General features: G+C 53.6%; 22 protein-coding genes and 1 other annotated feature. Of the genes, 6 read left to right on the top strand and 16 right to left on the bottom strand.

Annotated features, from left to right (window positions below):
- Nucleotides 1-48 precede the first annotated feature (48 nt).
- Nucleotides 49-327: a riboflavin synthase gene (locus HMPREF3119_RS16490; RefSeq protein WP_004241698.1), complete on the top strand. Its 279-nt coding sequence runs from the start codon at nt 49-51 to the stop codon at nt 325-327.
- Between the two features lie 55 nt (nt 328-382).
- On the opposite strand, the gene HMPREF3119_RS16485 is transcribed toward HMPREF3119_RS16490, so the two are convergent.
- The 3 genes from HMPREF3119_RS16485 to gndA all read right to left on the bottom strand — a co-directional run bounded on the left by HMPREF3119_RS16485 (nt 383) and on the right by gndA (nt 3,059).
- Nucleotides 383-571 (bottom strand): hypothetical protein, encoded by a 189-nt coding sequence (locus HMPREF3119_RS16485; protein ID WP_029991050.1) that lies wholly within the window; start codon nt 569-571, stop codon nt 383-385.
- A gap of 80 nt (nt 572-651) precedes the next feature.
- Complete coding sequence (locus HMPREF3119_RS16480; protein WP_070580339.1) at nt 652-1,530, bottom strand: rhomboid family intramembrane serine protease; 879 nt, start codon at nt 1,528-1,530, stop codon at nt 652-654.
- A gap of 116 nt (nt 1,531-1,646) precedes the next feature.
- On the bottom strand, nt 1,647-3,059 hold the full coding sequence (gndA, locus tag HMPREF3119_RS16475; RefSeq protein WP_004235757.1) for an NADP-dependent phosphogluconate dehydrogenase: 1,413 nt from the start codon (nt 3,057-3,059) through the stop codon (nt 1,647-1,649).
- A gap of 237 nt (nt 3,060-3,296) precedes the next feature.
- Between gndA and HMPREF3119_RS16470 the strand changes: the two genes are divergently transcribed.
- On the top strand, nt 3,297-4,871 hold the full coding sequence (locus HMPREF3119_RS16470; protein ID WP_070580337.1) for a TerC family protein: 1,575 nt from the start codon (nt 3,297-3,299) through the stop codon (nt 4,869-4,871).
- Between the two features lie 141 nt (nt 4,872-5,012).
- On the opposite strand, the gene HMPREF3119_RS16465 is transcribed toward HMPREF3119_RS16470, so the two are convergent.
- Nucleotides 5,013-5,210: a hypothetical protein gene (locus HMPREF3119_RS16465; RefSeq protein ID WP_070580336.1), complete on the bottom strand. Its 198-nt coding sequence runs from the start codon at nt 5,208-5,210 to the stop codon at nt 5,013-5,015.
- 112 nt (nt 5,211-5,322) lie between these two features.
- Between HMPREF3119_RS16465 and HMPREF3119_RS16460 the strand changes: the two genes are divergently transcribed.
- On the top strand, nt 5,323-6,960 hold the full coding sequence (locus HMPREF3119_RS16460; protein ID WP_070580332.1) for a Na+/H+ antiporter: 1,638 nt from the start codon (nt 5,323-5,325) through the stop codon (nt 6,958-6,960).
- Nucleotides 6,961-7,004: 44 nt separating this feature from the next.
- Here the strand turns inward: HMPREF3119_RS16460 and HMPREF3119_RS16455 are convergent, their stop codons facing one another.
- From HMPREF3119_RS16455 to hisL, 11 genes are all read right to left on the bottom strand, one after another.
- The gene (locus HMPREF3119_RS16455; RefSeq protein ID WP_070580330.1) at nt 7,005-7,673 is read right to left on the bottom strand and encodes a hypothetical protein; all 669 of its coding nucleotides are present in this window, start codon (nt 7,671-7,673) and stop codon (nt 7,005-7,007) included.
- A 21-nt stretch (nt 7,674-7,694) separates the two neighbouring features.
- The gene (locus HMPREF3119_RS16450) at nt 7,695-8,192 is read right to left on the bottom strand and encodes a YbaK/prolyl-tRNA synthetase associated domain-containing protein (protein WP_004235764.1); all 498 of its coding nucleotides are present in this window, start codon (nt 8,190-8,192) and stop codon (nt 7,695-7,697) included.
- Between the two features lie 91 nt (nt 8,193-8,283).
- The gene (gene hisIE / locus HMPREF3119_RS16445) at nt 8,284-8,895 is read right to left on the bottom strand and encodes a bifunctional phosphoribosyl-AMP cyclohydrolase/phosphoribosyl-ATP diphosphatase HisIE (RefSeq protein ID WP_004235765.1); all 612 of its coding nucleotides are present in this window, start codon (nt 8,893-8,895) and stop codon (nt 8,284-8,286) included.
- 6 nt (nt 8,896-8,901) lie between these two features.
- Nucleotides 8,902-9,681, bottom strand: a complete 780-nt coding sequence (hisF, locus tag HMPREF3119_RS16440) for an imidazole glycerol phosphate synthase subunit HisF (protein ID WP_024474086.1) — start codon at nt 9,679-9,681, stop codon at nt 8,902-8,904.
- Nucleotides 9,663-10,400 carry a 1-(5-phosphoribosyl)-5-[(5-phosphoribosylamino)methylideneamino]imidazole-4-carboxamide isomerase gene (gene hisA, locus HMPREF3119_RS16435; protein ID WP_070580328.1) on the bottom strand — a complete coding sequence of 246 codons (738 nt, stop codon included), beginning with the start codon at nt 10,398-10,400 and terminating at the stop codon, nt 9,663-9,665. Before hisA ends, hisF begins: the two co-directional genes overlap by 19 nt.
- Nucleotides 10,397-10,993, bottom strand: a complete 597-nt coding sequence (hisH, locus tag HMPREF3119_RS16430) for an imidazole glycerol phosphate synthase subunit HisH (protein WP_024474084.1) — start codon at nt 10,991-10,993, stop codon at nt 10,397-10,399. Before hisH ends, hisA begins: the two co-directional genes overlap by 4 nt.
- Nucleotides 10,993-12,060 (bottom strand): bifunctional histidinol-phosphatase/imidazoleglycerol-phosphate dehydratase HisB, encoded by a 1,068-nt coding sequence (hisB, locus tag HMPREF3119_RS16425; RefSeq protein ID WP_024474083.1) that lies wholly within the window; start codon nt 12,058-12,060, stop codon nt 10,993-10,995. The genes hisH and hisB overlap by 1 nt, the downstream gene beginning before the upstream one ends.
- A gap of 19 nt (nt 12,061-12,079) precedes the next feature.
- Nucleotides 12,080-13,156 (bottom strand): histidinol-phosphate transaminase, encoded by a 1,077-nt coding sequence (gene hisC / locus HMPREF3119_RS16420; RefSeq protein ID WP_070580326.1) that lies wholly within the window; start codon nt 13,154-13,156, stop codon nt 12,080-12,082.
- Entirely contained in the window at nt 13,153-14,466 is a 1,314-nt protein-coding gene (gene hisD / locus HMPREF3119_RS16415; protein WP_032098906.1) for a histidinol dehydrogenase, read from the bottom strand. The genes hisC and hisD overlap by 4 nt, the downstream gene beginning before the upstream one ends.
- Before the next feature lie 14 nt (nt 14,467-14,480).
- A complete protein-coding gene (gene hisG / locus HMPREF3119_RS16410) occupies nt 14,481-15,380 on the bottom strand; it encodes an ATP phosphoribosyltransferase (protein ID WP_004241717.1) in 900 nt (299 codons plus the stop codon).
- A gap of 34 nt (nt 15,381-15,414) precedes the next feature.
- Nucleotides 15,415-15,539: a sequence feature (His leader region), on the bottom strand.
- The gene (gene hisL, locus HMPREF3119_RS19200; RefSeq protein ID WP_101495319.1) at nt 15,515-15,562 is read right to left on the bottom strand and encodes a his operon leader peptide; all 48 of its coding nucleotides are present in this window, start codon (nt 15,560-15,562) and stop codon (nt 15,515-15,517) included. (Overlaps the previous feature by 25 nt.)
- Before the next feature lie 197 nt (nt 15,563-15,759).
- On the opposite strand from hisL, the gene HMPREF3119_RS16405 reads away from it, so the two are divergent.
- Nucleotides 15,760-16,587, top strand: a complete 828-nt coding sequence (locus HMPREF3119_RS16405) for an SDR family oxidoreductase (protein ID WP_049246915.1) — start codon at nt 15,760-15,762, stop codon at nt 16,585-16,587.
- 3 nt (nt 16,588-16,590) lie between these two features.
- Here HMPREF3119_RS16405 and HMPREF3119_RS16400 read toward each other — a convergent pair whose 3' ends face one another.
- The gene (locus HMPREF3119_RS16400; protein ID WP_036417023.1) at nt 16,591-17,211 is read right to left on the bottom strand and encodes a glutathione S-transferase family protein; all 621 of its coding nucleotides are present in this window, start codon (nt 17,209-17,211) and stop codon (nt 16,591-16,593) included.
- A gap of 214 nt (nt 17,212-17,425) precedes the next feature.
- On the opposite strand from HMPREF3119_RS16400, the gene HMPREF3119_RS16395 reads away from it, so the two are divergent.
- Together HMPREF3119_RS16395 and HMPREF3119_RS16390 are read left to right on the top strand one after the other, a co-directional pair.
- Entirely contained in the window at nt 17,426-18,628 is a 1,203-nt protein-coding gene (locus tag HMPREF3119_RS16395) for a serine hydrolase (RefSeq protein ID WP_004235775.1), read from the top strand.
- Nucleotides 18,629-18,797: 169 nt separating this feature from the next.
- On the top strand, nt 18,798-19,319 hold the full coding sequence (locus HMPREF3119_RS16390; RefSeq protein WP_004235777.1) for a LemA family protein: 522 nt from the start codon (nt 18,798-18,800) through the stop codon (nt 19,317-19,319).
- The last annotated feature ends 44 nt before the right edge of the window (nt 19,320-19,363 follow it).

The raw sequence follows: 19,363 nt of genomic DNA, 5'->3' as shown, positions 1-19,363 counted from the left end.
TATCCGCTGCGGCTTTTTTGTATCAGTACGGAAAGTGTGAGGTTGGCTTTGGATAAGATTTTTACCGGTGTGGTGCAGGGCACGGCGCTGATTCTAAAAATTGAAGAAAACAATGATCATCTGATTCATATTGTGCAGTTTCCGGAGGAGTTGTTAACGGGGCTGGCGATTGGTGATTCCGTATCGTATAACGGCTGCTGCCTGACTGTCGCAGCGATTGATAACAGCCATGTCGGGTTTTATCTTTTCACCGATACCCTGCTGAAAACCGCGCTCGGGCGGCTGGCTGCGGGTGATAAGGTCAATATCGAAAGAGTGGCGGTCTGATGATATAAAAAAAACCCCGTATCTGACGGGGTTTTTGTTCTGTGAGGGGCGTTAATTACACACGGTTAAAGGCAAGAATACGGACTGAACGCAGGTCAGCCTGAGACTCGTCGGCAATTTTCTGAGTAGCTTGTTCTAATGCATCCCGGGGTGACACACCGGCTTCGGTTTCTGTGATCTGATGTCCCTGTAAAGTGTCTCCGTTACGGGCACGCACTTTGTACGATACAAACCAATAATCCATATCATCACCTGCTTCTGTCATTAATCGTTTAATCACCATAGCGGTTTACGTCACTGATTAATGTGACCGGAATCAATCATTTAATTGTTTTTCTGTCCGGACGGCAGCGCATCAGCCTGAGCCGCGATATCTTCCAGAATCGTTTCCCGTTCAAAGAGCAATTGTTGTTCACGGCTTGAAGAGCAGGTGAACAGAAGCAGGATAAGCAGACCGGTTGCGGCGGCGGAAATCAGCCATGAACGGCGATCCATTCTGCGGTTACGGACACCGGAGGCAGCGGAATACAGCCATCCCAGAACGGCACCGCAAATCAGCCCGCTGAAATGGGCCACATTATCCATCACCGGCTCCTCATCATCCGGCACCGCACTGAGTACCGACAGTACGATCAGGACAATCATGGTGATCAGCAGATTTTTATAACGCAGGCTGTCCGCCACCGACACGGACGGATCTTTCCGGGCCCGGATAAGATACATCACGGTGGAACCGGCAAGCCCCATAATGGCGCCGGAGGCCCCGACACCGACAGTCACCGGAATGCCGGACAGCGGAGACATATCGTTCTGAGCGGCCTGCCAGAGCGCGCTGGCAAAGGATGCGGAAATACCGGTAAACAGATAGATAAACAGCATTCTCATTTTGCCGGTCAGCGCTTCACAGTTAATGCCGAACACCAGAAGGGCGATGAGATTGACGCCCAGATGAAACGGATCGGAATGAAGCAGGATGCTGGTTATATAGCGCCACCAGTCGCCGGTCAGTGATAACTGATACACACTGCCGCCCGCCAGCAGCATATTGTAGACCTGGTCTGCCAGCGGCGAAGCGTAATTCACCTGCCAGATATAAACGCCGGTATTGAGCAGGGCGAGGAAAAAGGTGAGCAGCATGGCTGAGAGCCGGTACTCCGGCCGTGAAGGCAGAACCACATCACCCCAGGGATTTATGTTATTCATTATTATTTTGCGGATAATTTGATTTGATTAAGTCTATTTGAGGGGCAGGCGGGCTGTAAACAGGAAAAAGCCGGGATAATTATCCCGGCTCTGACAAATGCGGATAGCGGCAGGAATTAATTATTTTCCAGCCATTCGGTGTGGAACACGCCGTCTTTATCAGTACGTTTATAAGTATGTGCACCGAAATAGTCACGCTGTGCCTGGATCAGGTTCGCCGGCAGTACCGCGCTGCGGTAGCTGTCATAATAGGCGATAGCGGCAGAGAAGGTCGGTGTCGGGATACCGTGCTGAACGCCGTAGCAGACTACATCACGCAGTGCCTGCTGATACTCATCGGCAATCTGTGTGAAGTAAGGGGCCAGCAGCAGGTTAGCCAGTGCCGGGTTTTCCGCATATGCGTCAGTGATTTTCTGCAGGAACTGGGCACGGATGATACAACCGGCGCGGAAGATTTTCGCGATTTCGCCGTAGTTCAGATCCCAGTTGTACTCATCAGAGGCAACGCGCAGCTGTGAGAAGCCCTGAGCATAAGAGACAATTTTACCCAGATACAGGGCGCGGCGGACTTTTTCAATAAACTCTGCTTTATCACCGCTGAACACAGCTGCTTTCGGTCCTTTCAGTACTTTGGAAGCCGCAACGCGCTGGTCTTTCAGAAACGAGATATAACGGGCAAATACGGATTCGGTGATCAGTGTCAGCGGCACGCCGAGGTCGAGCGCGCTCTGGCTGGTCCATTTACCGGTACCTTTGTTAGCGGCTTCATCGAGGATCACATCCACCAGATAGTTGCCGTCTTCATCTTTCTTGCGGAAGATATCTTTTGTGATATCAATCAGGTAGCTGCTCAGTTCGCCGTTGTTCCACTCACTGAAGACGGAAGCCAGTTCATCATTGCTGATGCCGAGGGCATTTTTCAGGACGGAGTAAGCTTCCGCAATCAGCTGCATATCGCCGTATTCGATACCGTTGTGAACCATTTTGACGTAATGACCGGCACCGTCAGCACCGATATAGGTCACACACGGCTCGCCTTCGGCCTGTGCCGCGATCTGTTTCAGGATCGGGGCAACCAGCTCGTAAGCTTCTTTTTGTCCGCCCGGCATAATGGACGGCCCTTTCAGTGCGCCTTCCTCGCCACCGGAAACGCCGGTGCCGATAAAGTTAAAGCCCTGTGCGGACAGCTCTTTGTTACGGCGGATGGTGTCCTGAAAGAAGGTGTTACCGCCGTCGATCAGAATGTCGCCTTTATCGAGATGCGGAGTGAGGGACGCGATGGTTTTATCGGTGGCTTCACCGGCTTTGACCATCAGCAGGATACGGCGGGGTTTTTCCAGGGAGTCAACAAACTCTTCAATGCTGTAGCTGGGAACCAGTTTTTTTCCCGGGTTTTCAGCAATCACTTCATCGGTTTTATCTGAAGAGCGGTTAAAAACAGAAACAGAATAACCGCGGCTTTCAATATTCAGTGCGAGGTTACGGCCCATAACGGCCATACCGACAACACCAATTTGTTGTTTGGACATGAAGACTCCTTCAGGAATTGACCCGTGACTAACGACGATTTCGTTAGCTGACTGTTAATTTCGTCACAGTTTAACGCATGTAAAGGCTGCGTGGTAGCGATTGATGCAAACGGTCTCGTCATAGCGCACAACAGGAACAGCGGCAAAGTACGGAATTTTTTATTGCTATTTGGCCGCACAATCCGCATTATTCCGGATGCAGCATAAGCTGTGTGAATAAAAGGTAAAACTAACCGTATGGAATGGATCGCTGATCCGTCGATTTGGGCCGGCCTGGCCACATTAATCGTACTCGAAATTGTTCTTGGTATTGATAACCTTGTTTTCATTGCCATTCTTGCCGATAAACTTCCTCCTGCACTGCGTGACAAAGCCCGTATAACCGGTCTGCTGTGTGCGCTGGTCATGCGTATTATTCTGCTGTTCAGCCTCTCCTGGCTTATCACGCTGACCAAACCGATGTTTACGATGTTCGGCCATCCGTTCAGTGCGCGTGACTTAATTATGCTGATCGGGGGTCTGTTCCTGCTGTTCAAAGCCACAATGGAGCTGAACGAACGGCTGGAAGGCGGTGAGCATAACGACGGGCAGCAGCGGAAAACCTCAAAATTCTGGGCGGTGGTGGCACAGATTATTGTGCTGGACGCCGTCTTCTCGCTGGACTCGGTGATCACGGCAGTCGGGATGGTGGACCACATCGGTGTGATGGTCACGGCGGTGATTATTGCCATGCTGCTGATGATCTGGGGCAGCCGTCCGCTGACCCGCTTTGTCAATGAGCACCCGACCATTGTTATCCTGTGTCTCAGCTTCCTGCTGATGATCGGTTTCAGCCTGGTGGCGGAAGGGTTCGGCTATCACATTCCGAAAGGTTACCTCTACGCGGCGATCGGTTTCTCCATCATGATTGAGATGCTCAACCAGGTGGCAATGTTTAACCGCCGTAAATTCCTGCGCGGGAGAAACTCTCTGCGCCAGCGCACGGCGGAAGCGGTACTGCGTATTCTGAGCGGCAAGCGTGAATCCGCAGAGCTGGATAACCGCACGGCGGATCTGATTTCTGATAATCAGGAAATTTTTGACCCGGAAGAGCGGCAGATGATTGTCCGCGTGCTGGGGCTGTCGCAGCGTAACGTCAACAGTATTATGACCTCGCGTCATGATGTGGAGATGCTGCGGATTGATGCCACCAGTGATGAAATTGCGGCGCTGCTGATTAAAAATCCGCACACCCGCGTGGTGATCAAAGGCTCGGCGGATGATGATGAACTGCTGGGTGTGGTGCATGTGATCGACCTGCTGCATCAGCGTTTACAACAGGATACGCTGGATCTGCATGCGCTGATCAAACAGCCGCTGGTTTTCCCTGAACAGCTGTCATTACTGAAAGCGCTGGAGCAGTTCCGTCAGGCGCAGACACACTTTGCCTTTGTGGCCGATGAGTTCGGCTATGTCGAAGGGGTGGTGACACTGACAGATGTGATGGAAACCATTGCCGGTAATCTGCCGGTCAGCGGTGTTGAGAATGATGCCCGCCATGACATTCAGTTTACGGATGATAACAGCTGGATCACCAACGGCTTTATGCCGCTGGAGGATTTAATCAACTATATTCCGCTGACACTCGATGAAAAACGCGAGTATGAAACGGTAGCCGGTCTGCTGATGGAGCATTTGCAGCGTCTGCCGAAAGTCGGTGAGCAGATTAACATTGATGGCTGCCTGTTTGAGCCGCTGGAAATTCAGAATCACCGTATTAACCGTGTAAAAATCACACTGCCGGAGAATCCGGAAGACAGTGATGATTACTAAGGGTTAAAACAATAACGCCGCCGGCGGAGACGGCGGCGTTATTCTCATTTCTGTGCAGGTTATTCCACCGGGACACACTCAAAATCACTGAAAATCTTCTGGCTGTTTTTGGCGCGCGGTTTAAATTTTCCGGCTGGTTTGTTAGTTACAGGTAATAATCACGCGATCACCGGATCCGTTACTGATGCAGTATTCAGTAAATCCCCGGGCAGCGCCCATTGACCAGGCATCAGGGACTGCATAAGCAGAGCAGGCGGTAATCACACCGGCCAGTAGTATTTTTTCATTTAAGATATCTGTCAGGGTGGCCGGTAACGGGGTATTCAGATTTTGACACACAATAATTTTACAATTACTGATTTATCTGCTTTATTTTTATCTTTAATTGTATACCCTGCAATTCCTGAATTATGGTTATGTATCAGATTTCCTGAGGGATAAAAAACCGCCTATGTCTGTTGTGACACTGATCCTTATTTTTCTGCTGGCTGTGATTGCCAGTGTGTTTATCTCCCGTCTGCTGGGGGACAAAATTCCGCTGCCTTTTATTCAGATTGCCATTGGCGCGGGGTTATCACTCTTCGGTTTTGATGTGGCGTTTGAGCCGCATCTGTTCCTGTTCCTTTTTATCCCGCCTCTGCTGTTTCTGGATGGCTGGCGGATCCCGAAAGAAGCGCTGTTCAGTGATATCAAACCGATTTTCTCGCTGGCCATCGGTCTGGTGTTTTTCACCGTTGTCGGCATGGGGCTGTTTATCCACTGGCTGATCCCGGCGGTTTCTCTTGCGGTTGCTTTTGCACTGGCGGCGATTTTGTCACCGACAGACCCGGTGTCTGTGGCGGCAATGACCGTCAATGCGCCGCTTCCGTCCCGTATGGCCCATATTCTGGAAGGGGAATCCCTCTTTAATGATGCCAGCGGCCTGGTGTGCTTCAGTTTTGCTGTAACAGCTGCACTGACCGGGACATTCTCTCTGCCGTCAGCTGCCGGGAAGTTTATGGTGGTAGCGCTGGGCGGAATTATGGTCGGTTTACTGATTGCCATGTTTATCGGGAAAGTGAACCAGTTCCTGGTGCAGCGTACCGGGGAAGACCCGGCGATTCAGATTATGATCAGCCTGCTGATCCCGTTTGTCTCTTATCTGGCGGCAGAGCACCTGGGTGTGTCCGGCATTCTGGCCGCAGTGGCGGCCGGTATCGCCATGCACTATGAGCGTATTGTCGGCCGTATGCAGTCTGCCACCCGCATGCAGAGCAAGGCGGTCTGGGACACTGTGCAGGTCGCGCTGAACGGAATGATCTTTATTCTGCTGGGTGAACAGTTACCGGGTATGTGGCGCTCAGTGCCGCAGGTGGCGGCAGATGCCGGGGCTTCCGCGCCGTGGGTACTGCTGCTGTACGTGGTGATTATCACCTTTGGCCTGGCGGTGCTGCGTTTTGCCTGGGTATGGATTGCCATGACACTGACGGTTTTCCGTCAGCGCCGCAAAGGTAAGCAGTCTGATATGCCGCATCTGCGCCTGATGGCGATTATGGCAACCGCCGGTGTGCGCGGGGCGATTACCCTCGCCGGTATCCTGACACTGCCGATGCTGATGAATGACGGTTCACCGTTTCCGCACCGGGATCTGGCTATCTTCCTCGCCATGGGGGTAATTCTGTTTTCACTGGTGATTGCAGCAGTTGCACTGCCGGTGCTGACCAGAGGGCTGAATACGGACTTACCGCATGATAATGAAGAGCTGAATGCCCGTTTCACCCTGAATGAAGCCGCAATGAGCAATCTGCGTGTGCAGATGGCGGAGCCGCTGGAAGATATTGATGAAATGACACTGCGCACAGAAGTGGGGACTCATTTGCTGGAGATCTACGGCCGTCATCTTGACAGTAACAGTGATGACCAGACTGCCGGATTTGACTGGCATAATGTGATCCGCATGGAACGGCGGATGTCACTGACAGCGCTTCAGGCGGAGCGGGATGCCCTCAAACAGCTGCGTAAAAGTAAGAATATCAGTGAGCACACTTACACCCGGCTGGTGCAGGAGCTGGATCTGAAAGAAGAGGCGCTGAAACTGGCGCTGCACTGACAGTAACAGAACAAAAATCAAAGACCCGCAGTGCGGGTCTTTTTTTACATCACAACACTGCTGCGGGTATGTGCCTGCAGAACCCGTGAGGCGGTCTGTGTCATGGTATCGTTGATTTCATCGAGCCAGTGATGAACCTGCTCAGCGGATAACTGCAGTGACGGGCAATCCCGGTCCTTCTGGTTGTTCTCTTCCAGCAGCAGCACCAGTTCGGTATCCAGCAGGGACTGGAGCATATCAATCCACAGACCGATTTGCTGATTCAGCAGTTTTCCGGCCGGAGAGGTGATGCAGTAGCGGTTTAGCCGTTCAGCAGCGGTATACTGAAAATCATCCCGCAGTGCCATCCGCTCTGCCAGGGTGGTGGTTTCAGGCGCGGGCAGCGGGGTACCGAGACAGGTAAACTCATAACTGTCTTCCCGGGTAAACAGACTGTCATTCAGCCGGATCTGCTTTTCCTCATAATGCATCAGGACTTCGCGCAGCAGGGCGCTGACCGCAAAAAAGTGGTCGGTTTTATGAAACTGGCTGCCGTTGAGATACGGCGCACTCAACTGCTGCCGCAGGGATTGCTCATCTTCCTCCGGCGAGGAGACAAAACGCCTGCGGGATTTCTGTGTTTTGAACCAGCGGCGCCAGCGGTGGCGCGACAGATACAGCAGCAGGCTGAGTAACAGCAGATAATAAAGCGAGTCTAAAAGTTCGTCCTGCATAAGCGCCTTCCCAAGCAAAAATCAAAGTTCACGGCGGACAAACGATACTGTTTCAGGATCGGCAATCCGCTGATAGTCCTTTGTATTCAGAATAATGGAGCACTCCAGGCTGCCGGCATTAAAGGCCAGCTCACTGAAACGTTCAAATAACATCGGATCGGCAACGAGACGGAGATCAGGGTGAAAGCTGAACGGCGGGATAGCACCGAACACACACTGTGTCAGTTCAGCTGTTTCTGCAGGGCTGGCGAGAGAGGCGCGGGTGCCGCCGGTTTTTTTTGCCAGTGCCTGTAAATCCGCCTGCTGATCAGAAGGCAGAATCGCAAGAACATACTGACGTACACCGTTTCCCTTGATATGACAAACCAGTGCTTTGGCACCCTGACCGTGGTGTGTGCCGCGCACTCTGGCGACTTCTTCTGTTTTCCCGGCGGAGGCATGATGTACCACACGGTAGCGGGCATTATGTTCATCCAGCCGGGCGGTCAGTTTCTCAAAAATCGGGGTCATATCACTCATAGTCTCTGCATTTGTTGCCAATATCCTGCCTATTATAGAAGGTTACGGCAACAAAAACAGCGGACAAAAAAGGATTTCCCCCGCTTTCGGATTAACGGTGACGGGAACGCAGTTTTTCAATAACAGCGGCCAGATCCAGATCGGCATCCTGGAGCAGTACCAGCAGGTGATAGAGCAGATCCGCGGATTCTGAGGTCAGTTCCGCCTTATCGCGGACAGTGGCGGCCAGTGCGGTTTCCACGCCTTCCTCGCCCACTTTCTGGGCAATCCGTTTGGTCCCGGCGGCATAGAGTTGTGCTGTGTAAGAGCTGTCCGGATCCGCCGTTTTGCGGGATTTTATAACAGACTCCAGTTCATACAGGAAACCCTGGGCTGTCTGTGCGGGCGCAAAACAGCTGTTGGTACCCTGATGACAGGTCGGGCCGATCGGGGTGACCAGCGCGAGCAGCGTGTCGTTATCACAATCTTTAAACAGGTCTTCCAGATTAAGGAAATGCCCGGACGATTCCCCTTTGGTCCACAACCGCTGTTTGGTGCGGGAATAAAACGTCACGCGTTTTTCGCTGATCGTTTTGTCCAGTGCGTCGCGGTTCATGTAGCCCAGCATCAGCACATCACCGGAGACGGCGTGCTGCACAATAACCGGCAGCAGATCGCCGGTTTTCTGCCAGTCCAGTTGTGCAATTTCCTGTTCCGTGAGCATCGTGTGTTACTCCTGTATTCTGACAACGATCCCGTCGCGGGCAAGTCCGCGTTTCAGGTCGCCGATATTAATAATTTGTTTGTGGAAGACAGAGGCGGCAAGCGCGCCGTCAACACCGGCCTGTAAAAACGCATCACGGAAGTGATCCGGATGACCGGCACCACCCGAGGCAATCAGCGGCACCTGACACACTTCACGCACTTTTTTCAGCTGCTCCAGGTCGTAGCCGTTGCGTACACCATCCTGGTTCATCATATTGAGGACGATCTCCCCGGCACCGCGCTGCTGCACTTCCTGTACCCAGTCGAGGGTGTTACGGGAAGTGGCGATGGTGCGTTTTTCATCACCGGTAAACTGATAGACCTGATAGTTTCCGCTTTCCGCATCGTGCCAGGTATCGATCCCGACGACAATGCACTGCACGCCGAAGCGGTCAGCCAGCCGGGAGATAAGTGACGGATCACTCAGCGCCGGGGAGTTTACGGAGATTTTATCCGCCCCGAAACTGAGGATCGCGGCAGCGTCTTCGGTACTGCGGATCCCGCCTGCCACACAGAACGGAATATCAATCACTTCCGCTACTTTGGCAACCCAGCTTTTATCCACCACACGGCCATCAGAGGAGGCGGTGATATCATAGAATACCAGCTCATCCGCACCTTCTTCGGCATAGCGGCGGGCGAGGGGAACGATGTCGCCGATGATTTCGTGATTACGGAACTGAACCCCTTTAACCACCTGTCCGTCACGGACGTCCAGGCAGGGAATTATACGTTTTGCCAGCATGCGATAGCCTCCGGTAATGTCATTTTGCCGTCGAGCAGTGCCCGGCCGACGATCACGCCCGCCACACCGGTAGCAGGCAGCGGGGCGATATCACTCAGCCCGCCGATACCACCGGATGCCTGAAAGGCAATCTCCGGGAACGCGGCACTGATTTCCTGATAAAGCGCCACATTGGATCCCGCCAGCGTACCGTCTTTCGAGATATCGGTACATAATACGTGGCGCAGCCCGGCAGAGGCGAAATCGCGAATTACGTCTTCGATGGTCTGCTCTGAATCTTCCTGCCAGCCGCTGACCGCAACCCGTTTTTTACCGTCTGCGCCGATGCGCACATCCAGCGCCAGCACGATGCGTTCTGCCCCCCAACGGGCAAACCAGCGTTTTACTTCTTCCGGGGATTTGATCGCCGTGGAGCCGACCACCACACGGGCGGCACCGGCATCAATCAGGGCGGCAACATCTTCCTCAGTGCGGATCCCGCCGCCGATCTGTACCGGCACGCTCACACCCGCCAGCAGTGTTTTCAGCAACGGGATCTGGCGTTTCGCCGGGTCTTTGGCACCGGTTAAATCCACAAGGTGCAGCAGTTGTGCCCCTTCGCGCTCATAAGCCTGCAAACGGCTGAGCGGATCCGCGCCGTAATCGCGCTGTTTCGCATAATCGCCCTGGTGAAGGCGCACTACCTGTCCGTCAATTAAATCCAGTGCGGGAATGATCATGACGCTTTCATCTCCAGAAAATTTTTAATCAGTGTGATACCGGTTTTGCCTGAACGCTCCGGGTGGAACTGCACGCCGTAAAAATTATCGCGGAAAAGAACACTGCTGAATGCCTCACCGTATGTGGTGGTGGCAGCCGTAGCGTCGCTGACCGGGCAGGCGTAACTGTGAACAAAATAAAAATAGCTCTGCGGCGCAATATCACGGAATAGCGGCAGATCAGCGGTAAATTCCACGGTATTCCAGCCCATGTGCGGCACCGGCAGCCCGTCCGGCGTCATTTTTTGTACCGGGGTATCGATCAGGCCGAGCAGATCAATATTTCCTTCTTCGCTGGTGGTGCCGAGCAACTGCATGCCGAGGCAAATCCCCAGCACCGGTTGTGTCAGGGAACGGATGGTGCTCACCAGCCCGCGCGCTGTCAGATTTTCCATTGCCGCGCCCGCCGTCCCGACTCCCGGCAGAAAGACTTTATCTGCCTGACGGATAAGGTCAGGGTCGGCGGTGACCAGCGGCTGATAACCAAGACGCTCCACCGCGTAGCGGACGGAGGCGATATTGGCACAGCCGGTATCGGTGATCACTATGCGCATCACAGCACCCCTTTTGAACTCGGCAGAACATTGCCTTCCACGCGGATGGCCTGGCGCAGTGTCCGTCCGAACACTTTAAACAGGCTTTCGGCTCTGTGGTGGTCGTTCTTCCCTTTGGTTTTCAGGTGTAACGTGCAGCCCATAGTGTAGGAGAGCGAGCGGAAGAAGTGCTCAATCATCTCCGTGCTCAGGTCGCCGACACGCTGATATTTAAAATCGGCTTTGTATTCCAGGTGCGGACGGCCTGAGATATCCAGGGCACAGCGGGCAAGACACTCATCCATCGGCAGGGTAAAACCGAAACGGGTGATGCCGCGCTTATCGCCGAGTGCCAGTTTCAGGGCTTCGCCCAGCGCCAGTCCGGTATCTTCTACGGTGTGGTGATCATCAATCACAAGGTCGCCGCTGACCTGAATATTGAGGCGGAAACCGCCGTGGGTGGCAATCTGATCCAGCATGTGGTCGAAAAAGCCGACTCCGGTACGGATAGTGCTGCCGCCTTCACGGTCGAGCCACACTTCGGTGAGAATATCGGTCTCTTTGGTTTTGCGCTCCACGCGGCTGTAACGGTCACGGCGGGTCAGCTGCTCTGCGATACTGTTCCAGTCAGTGCCCGGCTGGCCGTAACGCAGCCCGGTAATCCCCATGTTTTCCGCGAGCTGAATATCGGTTTCACGATCGCCGATCACATAGCTGTTTTGCATGTTGATGACACCCGGCAGCAGGTATTTTTCCACCAGCGTGATTTTCGGTTTGCGGCAGTTGCAGTTATCCGCCGGTTTGTGCGGACAAATCAGGACCTCATCAAAGGTAATGCCCTGAGAGGTGAAAATCTGCATCATCAGCTGGTGCGGTGCCTCGAAATCCGCCTGCGGGAAGCTGTCAGTGCCCAGGCCGTCCTGGTTGGTGACCATTACAAAGCGGTATCCGGCCTCTTTCAGCTTCAGAAGCGCGGGGATCACATCCGGCTCAAAGGCCAGTTTGTCTAATCTGTCCACCTGGAAATCCACCGGTGGTTCGGTGATCAGAGTGCCGTCGCGGTCAATAAATAAAACGTTCTGTGTCATGGTATCCGTTGTCCTCAGATTATGGCATTTCAAGCGCGGCGATAGCGGCGATCACCCGCAGGCATTCCGCCCGGGTGCCGACAGTAATGCGCAGACAGTTTTCCAGCCCGCGTTGTTTGCGCTGGTCACGTAAAATAATTCCCTCATCCCACAGGCTGCGGAAAACCCGTTCCGCATCACGGAAACGCACCAGAATGTAGTTGGTTTTGCTCGGGAAAACGGTTTCCGTCAGCGGCAGCTTTTGCAGCTCATCACACAGCATCTGCCGGTTGCGGCAGATTTCGGTAACGCGCTCCTGCATTACGGCAATGCCTTCCGGCAGCAGGGCTTCGGCAGCAATGGCTGCTACCGGGGATGACAGCGGATAGGGCGCGATCACTTTCATCAGTACGTTAATAATATCCGCAGAAGCCAGTGTGAAGCCGCAGCGCAGCCCGGCGAGCGCAAAGGCTTTGGAGAGCGTGCGCAGGATCACCAGGTTCGGGTATTCTTTCAGCCACGATGCCACGCTGAACTCCGGGCAGAACTCGATATACGCCTCATCGACCACAATCAGTGCGCGGTTATCCACGATATCAAACAGATAACGCAGATCCTGCTCGCGGATCGGGTTACCGGTCGGGTTGTTCGGGTGGCAGACATAAATCACTTTCACGCCGCTGAGACTGGCGGCAATGCTGTCCAGATCCAGCTGCCAGCCATCGAGTGACGGCACCACTTTCTGTGCGATACCAAAAGTTTCCGCACTGACACTGTACATGCCGTAGGTCGGCGGGCAGAACAGCACCGCATCTTTCCCCGGCTCACAGAAGGCGCGGATCAGTAATTCGATGCTTTCATCCGCGCCGCGCCCCGCGATAACCTGCTCCGGGCTGACACCGGCGTAAGCCGCATAACGGTTGATCACATTCGCAGGCTGGCACTCCGGATAGCGGTTCAGGTTGCGTTCCGTAAAGGTGAAATCCGGTGCCTGCGGGTATTCGTTGGCGTTCAGCCAGACATCCCCGTTACCGCCGAGACGGCGTGCTGACTGATACGGCGTCAGTAACTGCACATTTTCGCGGGCCAGTGCCATCGCGCTGAATGATTTGTTCATCGGTTGTTCTCCTCCGCTTTCAGGGCATTCATCCGCAGTGTCACGGCATTTTTGTGCGCGGTGAGCAGTTCTGCCGCCGCCAGGGTTTCAATCGCGTCTGCCAGACCGGATAACCCGGCCGGGGTCAGCTTCTGCACGGTCATCCGTTTCATAAAATCCGCCAGTCCGAGGCTGGAATAGGTCGAGGTATAACCGTAAGTTGGCAGAACATGGTTGGTGCCGGAGGCATAATCACCCGCCGATTCCGGCGACCAGTCACCGAGGAACACGGAACCGGCACTGTTGATAGCAGGCAGCAGGGCATCAGGGTCGCGGGTCTGGATAATTAAGTGCTCCGGACCGTACTGATTGCTGATCGCCACACAGGTGTCCAGGTCGCGGGCAATAATAATGCGGCTGGCGGACAGGGCCTGACGGGCAATCTCTTTGCGTGATAATAATTCCAGTTGTGAATTGGTTTCCGCTACCACGCGCTGTGCCATTGCTTCATCCGGGGTGACCAGCACCACCTGAGAATCAGGGCCGTGTTCGGCCTGGGAGAGCAGGTCTGCTGCGACAAAGGCCGGGTTGGCACCGCTGTCGGCGATCACCAGTACTTCAGAAGGCCCGGCAGGCATATCAATGGCTGCACCGCCGATAGTCTGGCTGACCTGACGTTTCGCTTCGGTCACATAGGCGTTGCCCGGCCCGAAAATTTTGTCGGTGGCGGGAATGGTTTCTGTGCCGAATGCCATCGCGGCAATTGCCTGGGCACCGCCCACCTGATAAATGGTCTCCACACCGCAAAGTTGCGCAGCATATAAAATTTCATCGGCCACCGGCGGCGGCGAGCAGAGGATGATCCGGCGGCAACCGGCGATTTTTGCCGGGACAGCCAGCATCAGGACAGTGGAAATCAGCGGCGCGCTGCCGCCCGGGATATACAGCCCGACACTGTCCACCGGACGGGTCACCAGCTGGCAGCTGACGCCGGGCTGGGTTTCCACATCAATCACATCCGGGATCTGCGCCTCGTGAAAGCGGGTGATATTAGCTTTCGCAGTCGCCATGGCGGATTTCAGCGAATCCGGCAGTCGGTCAGCGGCGGCGGCAATCTCCGCAGCACTGATTTGCAGTTCTGTCACCTGTGTTTTGTCAAAGCGGGCACTCAGCGCGCGCAGGGCATCATCGCCGTTTTCCCGCACATCGCGGATGATGTCACTGACAACGCGGCTGATATCACCGGATGCCGCCATCGCCGGGCGCATCAGGGCATCCGCCTGCTGTTGTGCATCAAGGTTTTCCCAGCGGATCAAGGTATTAAAGGTCATTGCGGTCATTGTCATCACTCCATCATTTTTTCAATCGGCAGAACCAGAATGGAGCTGCAACCGAGGGCTTTCAGTTTCTCCATGGTTTCCCAGAACAGGGTTTCGCTGCTGACCATGTGCATCGCCACCAGATCCGGCTCACCGGCCAGCGGCAGCAGGGTCGGACGCTCTGCGCCCGGCAGCAGGGCGATCACTTCGTCCAGACGTTCTGACGGGGCGTGCATCATGATGTATTTGGATTCACGTGCCTGGATAACACCCTGGATACGGGTCATCATTCTGTCGATAAGCTGCTGTTTAGCGGGCGGCATGTCACCGTCGCGCTGAATCAGGCAGGCTTTGGAGCGGTAAATCACTTCCACTTCGCGCAGACCGTTGGCTTCCAGCGTGGCACCGGTGGAGACCAGGTCACAGATGGCATCGGCCAGACCGGCGCGCGGTGCCACTTCCACCGAGCCGTTTAGCAGACAGGATTTAAAGCGGATACCTTTCTGATCAAGATAACGTTTGAGCAGGAACGGGTAGGAGGTTGCGATACGGCTGTCCTGAAGACATTCCGCGCCGCTGTAGCTGAAATCCACCGGGGCGGCCAGCGAAAGGCGGCAGGTACCGAAATCCAGGCGGCGCAGCGTGAAGTAACGCGGGTTTTGTCCCTGTGCCTGACGGCTTAATAACTCTTCTTCCAGTACGTTTTCGCCGATGATACCGAGGTCAACCACGCCGTCCATCACCAGACCGGGAATATCGTCATCACGGACCCGCAGGATATCAATCGGCATATTCTCTGCGTAAGCAATCAGGCGCTGCTGTTGTAAGTTGATTTTTATGCCGCAGCGCGCGAGCAACTCGCGGGAGTCTTCACTTAAGCGACCTGATTTCTGAATGGCTATCCGTAAGCGCGTTTTATCTAACATTTTGATTATCCTTTGATTTTATAATTCTTTAGGTATAAAAAAACCCCCGGAAAAAAGATTCTTCCGGGGGTTCTCTCTTAGCACGCATGCCACCGGAAGCTCTGAACGTCTTCCGGCACCAATCGCCTGAAAGACTAGTCAGGGTGATGGTGGTGGTGATGGCTGAACTGGATGCGTGTCATGATAATCTCTCGTCGTTTATCTGCCTGTTGCTATCACGGATAATGTTGTCATTATGGTGATAACGATGTTTATAAATTGCTTGTCTTTCAACCTATAGAACTCACCCGGACTTTGCAACCCTTTTTTGCAAAGAAAACAGAAATTAAGATAATTTACTGAAATTAAAGAAAAATAAGCCACAGAGAGGTCATGCACGATGAAAACAGTTTCCATCGCGGGGCTGGGCTGGCTGGGAATGCCGCTGGCACTGCATCTTGCGGATATCGGTATCCGTGTCAAAGGTACCAAAACCACGCCGGACGGCACAGAGGCGGCGAGGATGTGCGGTATTGAGTGTTATATGCTGAATCTGACACCAGAGCCGGAATGTAACGCTGATGATCTGGATGCCTTTTTGCAGACAGATATTCTGGTGATCACACTGCCGGCATCAAGAACTGCGAGCGGTGGTTATCTGTATGTGAAGGCGGTGCAGAATCTGGTGGATCTGGCGGCGGCGCGCGGCGTGTCGCGGGTAATTTTTACCGGTTCAACAGCGGTTTACGGTAATCAGACCGGTAAGCTGACAGAGAACTCGCCGGTCGATCCGGTGACAGAATCCGCCAAAGCGATTGTTGAGATTGAACACTGGCTGAATGAGCTGCCGGGTGTTTCAGCGGATATTCTGCGTCTGGCCGGGCTGGTGGGGGAATCCCGTCATGCAGGGCGTTTCCTTGCGGGTAAAACGGCGGTGAAAGGGGCGAATCAGCCGGTCAATCTGGTGCATCAGGATGATGTGATTGCCGCGATCCGTTTGCTGATCCAGCGTCCGCACGGCGGTCATCTGTATAATCTGTGTGCGCCGCAGCACCCGTCACGGGCTGAATTTTATCCGGATATGTCCCGTCAGATTAATTTGCTGCCGCCGGTGTTCAGAGAAGAAGATATCACTGAAGGAAAAGAGATTGACGGCAGCCGCATCTGCCGGGAACTGGGCTTTGAGTATCAGTACCCTGATCCCGGCCGGATGCCGATGACGGAGTAAGTATTAACTGACCGGCAGTGCCACGATATCGCGGTACGCCGGGCGGGTTTCAATCAGTGCAAACCAGCGCTCGATATGCGGGAAGTCCGGTCGGTCATGACACACTTCCCGCCACGGATAGAGCAGCGGCGCCAGTGCCATATCCGCGATACTGAAGGTATCACCGGCGATATAATCACGCTGTGCAAGGTCATCATTGAGCATGGCAATCAGGCGATTCAGAGATTGTTTCAGCTCCTCCACCCGCGCCGGATCGCGCTGCTCTGCCGGAGTTCTGACCAGCAGTCCCATCATCGCTTTGATATACGGGAACAGACTGCCGTCTGACCAGTACATCCATTGTGCCGCCCGGGCGCGAAATTCCGCATTGTGCGGCAGCAGTGTGCCGTCATCATATTTATCCGCCAGATAACTGAGAATGGCATTGGATTCCCAGAGAATAAATTCACCGTCCTGATAGGTCGGAATAGTTTTATTCGGGTTCATGGCGAGGTATTCCGGGGTATCGAGACCGCCGAACGGCCCGCCCGCATCTTTCTGCTGATAAGTCAGCCCCAGTTCAGTCAGACACCATAAGACTTTCTTGACGTTAGACGAGTTTTTTCTGCCCCAGACGGTTATCATAGTGACTCCTGTTGATAGATATGCGATGACGTGTGCGTATTGTCGGTTATTTTGTGTCATGAAGTGTAAATTTTTACACGAAATCCCCGTAACAGGAAGAATCGCGTTAAAGTGTCATTGGCTTACCATTCATGAAATGAATATAGTATTCATTATCACAGAGTTATCACTCTTATTTTTGTCACGATGTACCGGGTTTAAAGAGGGAAGAGTAATGCAGACAGTAATCAGTTCACGGGTAACCGGTTTAATCGGCGGGCTTGCTTTCGGATTCTTAAGCATCGGCCACGCGTTTGCGGAGGAAACACCGGTTGCACCGCAGGTGGATGCAAAAGCGTATGTGCTGATGGACTACAACAGCGGGAAAATCCTGGCATCCGCGAATGCGGATGAGCGCCTTGACCCGGCGTCACTGACAAAAATTATGAGCAGTTATGTGGTCGGACAGGCGATTAAAGCCGGAAAAGTGACACCGGATGATATCGTCACCGTCGGCATCAATGCCTGGGCAACCGGTAACCCGGTGCTGAAAGGCTCTTCCCTGATGTTCCTCAAGCCCGATGACCGCGTAAAATTAATCGATCTGAACAAAGGGATGGTTATTCAGTCCGGCAATGACGCCAGTATTGCGCTGGCGGAATATGTCGCGGGCAGCCAGGAAACCTTTGTTTCGCAGATGAACAGTTATGCCAAACAGATTGGCCTGACAAATACCCATTTTAAAACGGTTCACGGGCTGGATTCCGAAGGGCAGTACAGTACCGCCAAAGATATGGCTCTGCTGACCCAGGCGCTGATCACCGATGTGCCGGATGAATATGTTATCCATAAAGAGAAAGAATTTACCTTCAATAAGATCCGTCAGCCGAACCGCAACCGCCTGTTGTGGAGCACTAATCTGAATGTGGATGGTGTAAAAACCGGTCACACCAGCGGAGCGGGACATAACCTGGTGGCTTCCGCGACCGACGGCCCGATGCGTCTGATTTCTGTGGTGCTGGGTGCACCGAGTGACCGTGTCCGCTTTGCCGAAAGCGAAAAAATCCTTTCCTGGGGCTTCCGTTTCTTTGAAACCGTGGCACCGGTGAAAGCCGATACCCCGCTGACCACTGAGCGCGTCTGGTTCGGGGATATTTCAGAAGTGCCGCTGGGCGCGGAAAAAGACATTTATGTCACTATCCCGAAAGGCAAACTCAAAGATCTGAAAGCGACCTTTGAGCTGGACAGCACCACGCTGGAAGCGCCGCTGGCGAAAAACCAGGTGGTCGGGAAAATCAACTTTATCCTTGATGATAAAGTCGTTGAACAGCGTCCGCTGGTAGTTCAGCAGCAGGTTGAGGAAGCCGGTTTCTTCGGCCGTATCTGGGATTATATTGTCCGCTTCTTTGCCGGACTGTGGCATTCCGTCTTCGGTTAAGCGGGCTGTATTTATAAGGTTATTCCCCTTTCAGGCGGCAATTTATCATGCTGTCTGCTGAATTACCCTGTTGAAATCCGTATAAGATCCGATATTACATCCTGATATCGGATTTTTTTATAAAAAAGGACCGGTATTTTTACACACCGGTCAATAAAGGATTAAAGATATGGGGACAATTGTGTTTATCGCACTGGTCATTGCCGTGGCCGGAATTGTATGGATCCGGCGGGTATATCTCCGGATAAACCGCCTTCAGGCACCAATCACCGAAGCTTATGCGGCGATTGACGGCATGCTGCATCAGCGGGCGGAGAGGATCGGCCAGCTGGTGGATATGACGGAAAAAGCCGGTATCCGGGATGCAACGCTGTTTTATTCCTGGCAGGATGCGTATCCGCGCTATACAGAGGCGGCGACACTGGATGAGAGTGTCAGTGCCGCAAATGATATCAGCAGTGCTTTTTATCATATTATGACGCTGACAGAGACATTCCCGGTGCTGATTGCGGATCCGCAGTTTGTCCGTATTCAGCTGGGGATCTGTGATGTTGAGGATGCACTGAATCCCGGTATCCGCGCCTTTAATGAGGCGGTACTTCAGTACAATATTGCGGTTCAGCACTATCCGGACACCCTGGTGGCCGGGCTGTTCGGGTTCGGACCCAAAACACTGCTGCTGATGTCCTGATATGAAAAACCCCCGCAATGCAGATTGCGGGGGTTTTTTGACTT

Source organism: Morganella sp. HMSC11D09 (assembly GCF_001807955.1).
Lineage (GTDB): Bacteria > Pseudomonadota > Gammaproteobacteria > Enterobacterales > Enterobacteriaceae > Morganella > Morganella morganii.
The sequence above is the reverse complement of the archived record's forward strand: the minus strand, read 5'-3'. Positions and strand labels throughout refer to the sequence as shown.

What these genes read in the sequence shown, in the direction of transcription:
- HMPREF3119_RS16485 (WP_029991050.1), bottom strand. Translation starts at nt 571, where the DNA reads ATGGATTATTGGTTTGTATCGTACAAAGTGCGTGCCCGTAACGGAGAC.
- HMPREF3119_RS16480 (WP_070580339.1), bottom strand. Translation starts at nt 1,530, where the DNA reads ATGAATAACATAAATCCCTGGGGTGATGTGGTTCTGCCTTCACGGCCG.
- gndA (WP_004235757.1), bottom strand. Translation starts at nt 3,059, where the DNA reads ATGTCCAAACAACAAATTGGTGTTGTCGGTATGGCCGTTATGGGCCGT.
- HMPREF3119_RS16470 (WP_070580337.1), top strand. Translation starts at nt 3,297, where the DNA reads ATGGAATGGATCGCTGATCCGTCGATTTGGGCCGGCCTGGCCACATTA.
- HMPREF3119_RS16460 (WP_070580332.1), top strand. Translation starts at nt 5,323, where the DNA reads ATGTCTGTTGTGACACTGATCCTTATTTTTCTGCTGGCTGTGATTGCC.
- HMPREF3119_RS16455 (WP_070580330.1), bottom strand. Translation starts at nt 7,673, where the DNA reads ATGCAGGACGAACTTTTAGACTCGCTTTATTATCTGCTGTTACTCAGC.
- HMPREF3119_RS16450 (WP_004235764.1), bottom strand. Translation starts at nt 8,192, where the DNA reads ATGAGTGATATGACCCCGATTTTTGAGAAACTGACCGCCCGGCTGGAT.
- hisIE (WP_004235765.1), bottom strand. Translation starts at nt 8,895, where the DNA reads ATGCTCACGGAACAGGAAATTGCACAACTGGACTGGCAGAAAACCGGC.
- hisF (WP_024474086.1), bottom strand. Translation starts at nt 9,681, where the DNA reads ATGCTGGCAAAACGTATAATTCCCTGCCTGGACGTCCGTGACGGACAG.
- hisA (WP_070580328.1), bottom strand. Translation starts at nt 10,400, where the DNA reads ATGATCATTCCCGCACTGGATTTAATTGACGGACAGGTAGTGCGCCTT.
- hisH (WP_024474084.1), bottom strand. Translation starts at nt 10,993, where the DNA reads ATGCGCATAGTGATCACCGATACCGGCTGTGCCAATATCGCCTCCGTC.
- hisB (WP_024474083.1), bottom strand. Translation starts at nt 12,060, where the DNA reads ATGACACAGAACGTTTTATTTATTGACCGCGACGGCACTCTGATCACC.
- hisC (WP_070580326.1), bottom strand. Translation starts at nt 13,156, where the DNA reads ATGAACAAATCATTCAGCGCGATGGCACTGGCCCGCGAAAATGTGCAG.
- hisD (WP_032098906.1), bottom strand. Translation starts at nt 14,466, where the DNA reads ATGACCTTTAATACCTTGATCCGCTGGGAAAACCTTGATGCACAACAG.
- hisG (WP_004241717.1), bottom strand. Translation starts at nt 15,380, where the DNA reads ATGTTAGATAAAACGCGCTTACGGATAGCCATTCAGAAATCAGGTCGC.
- HMPREF3119_RS16405 (WP_049246915.1), top strand. Translation starts at nt 15,760, where the DNA reads ATGAAAACAGTTTCCATCGCGGGGCTGGGCTGGCTGGGAATGCCGCTG.
- HMPREF3119_RS16400 (WP_036417023.1), bottom strand. Translation starts at nt 17,211, where the DNA reads ATGATAACCGTCTGGGGCAGAAAAAACTCGTCTAACGTCAAGAAAGTC.
- HMPREF3119_RS16395 (WP_004235775.1), top strand. Translation starts at nt 17,426, where the DNA reads ATGCAGACAGTAATCAGTTCACGGGTAACCGGTTTAATCGGCGGGCTT.
- HMPREF3119_RS16390 (WP_004235777.1), top strand. Translation starts at nt 18,798, where the DNA reads ATGGGGACAATTGTGTTTATCGCACTGGTCATTGCCGTGGCCGGAATT.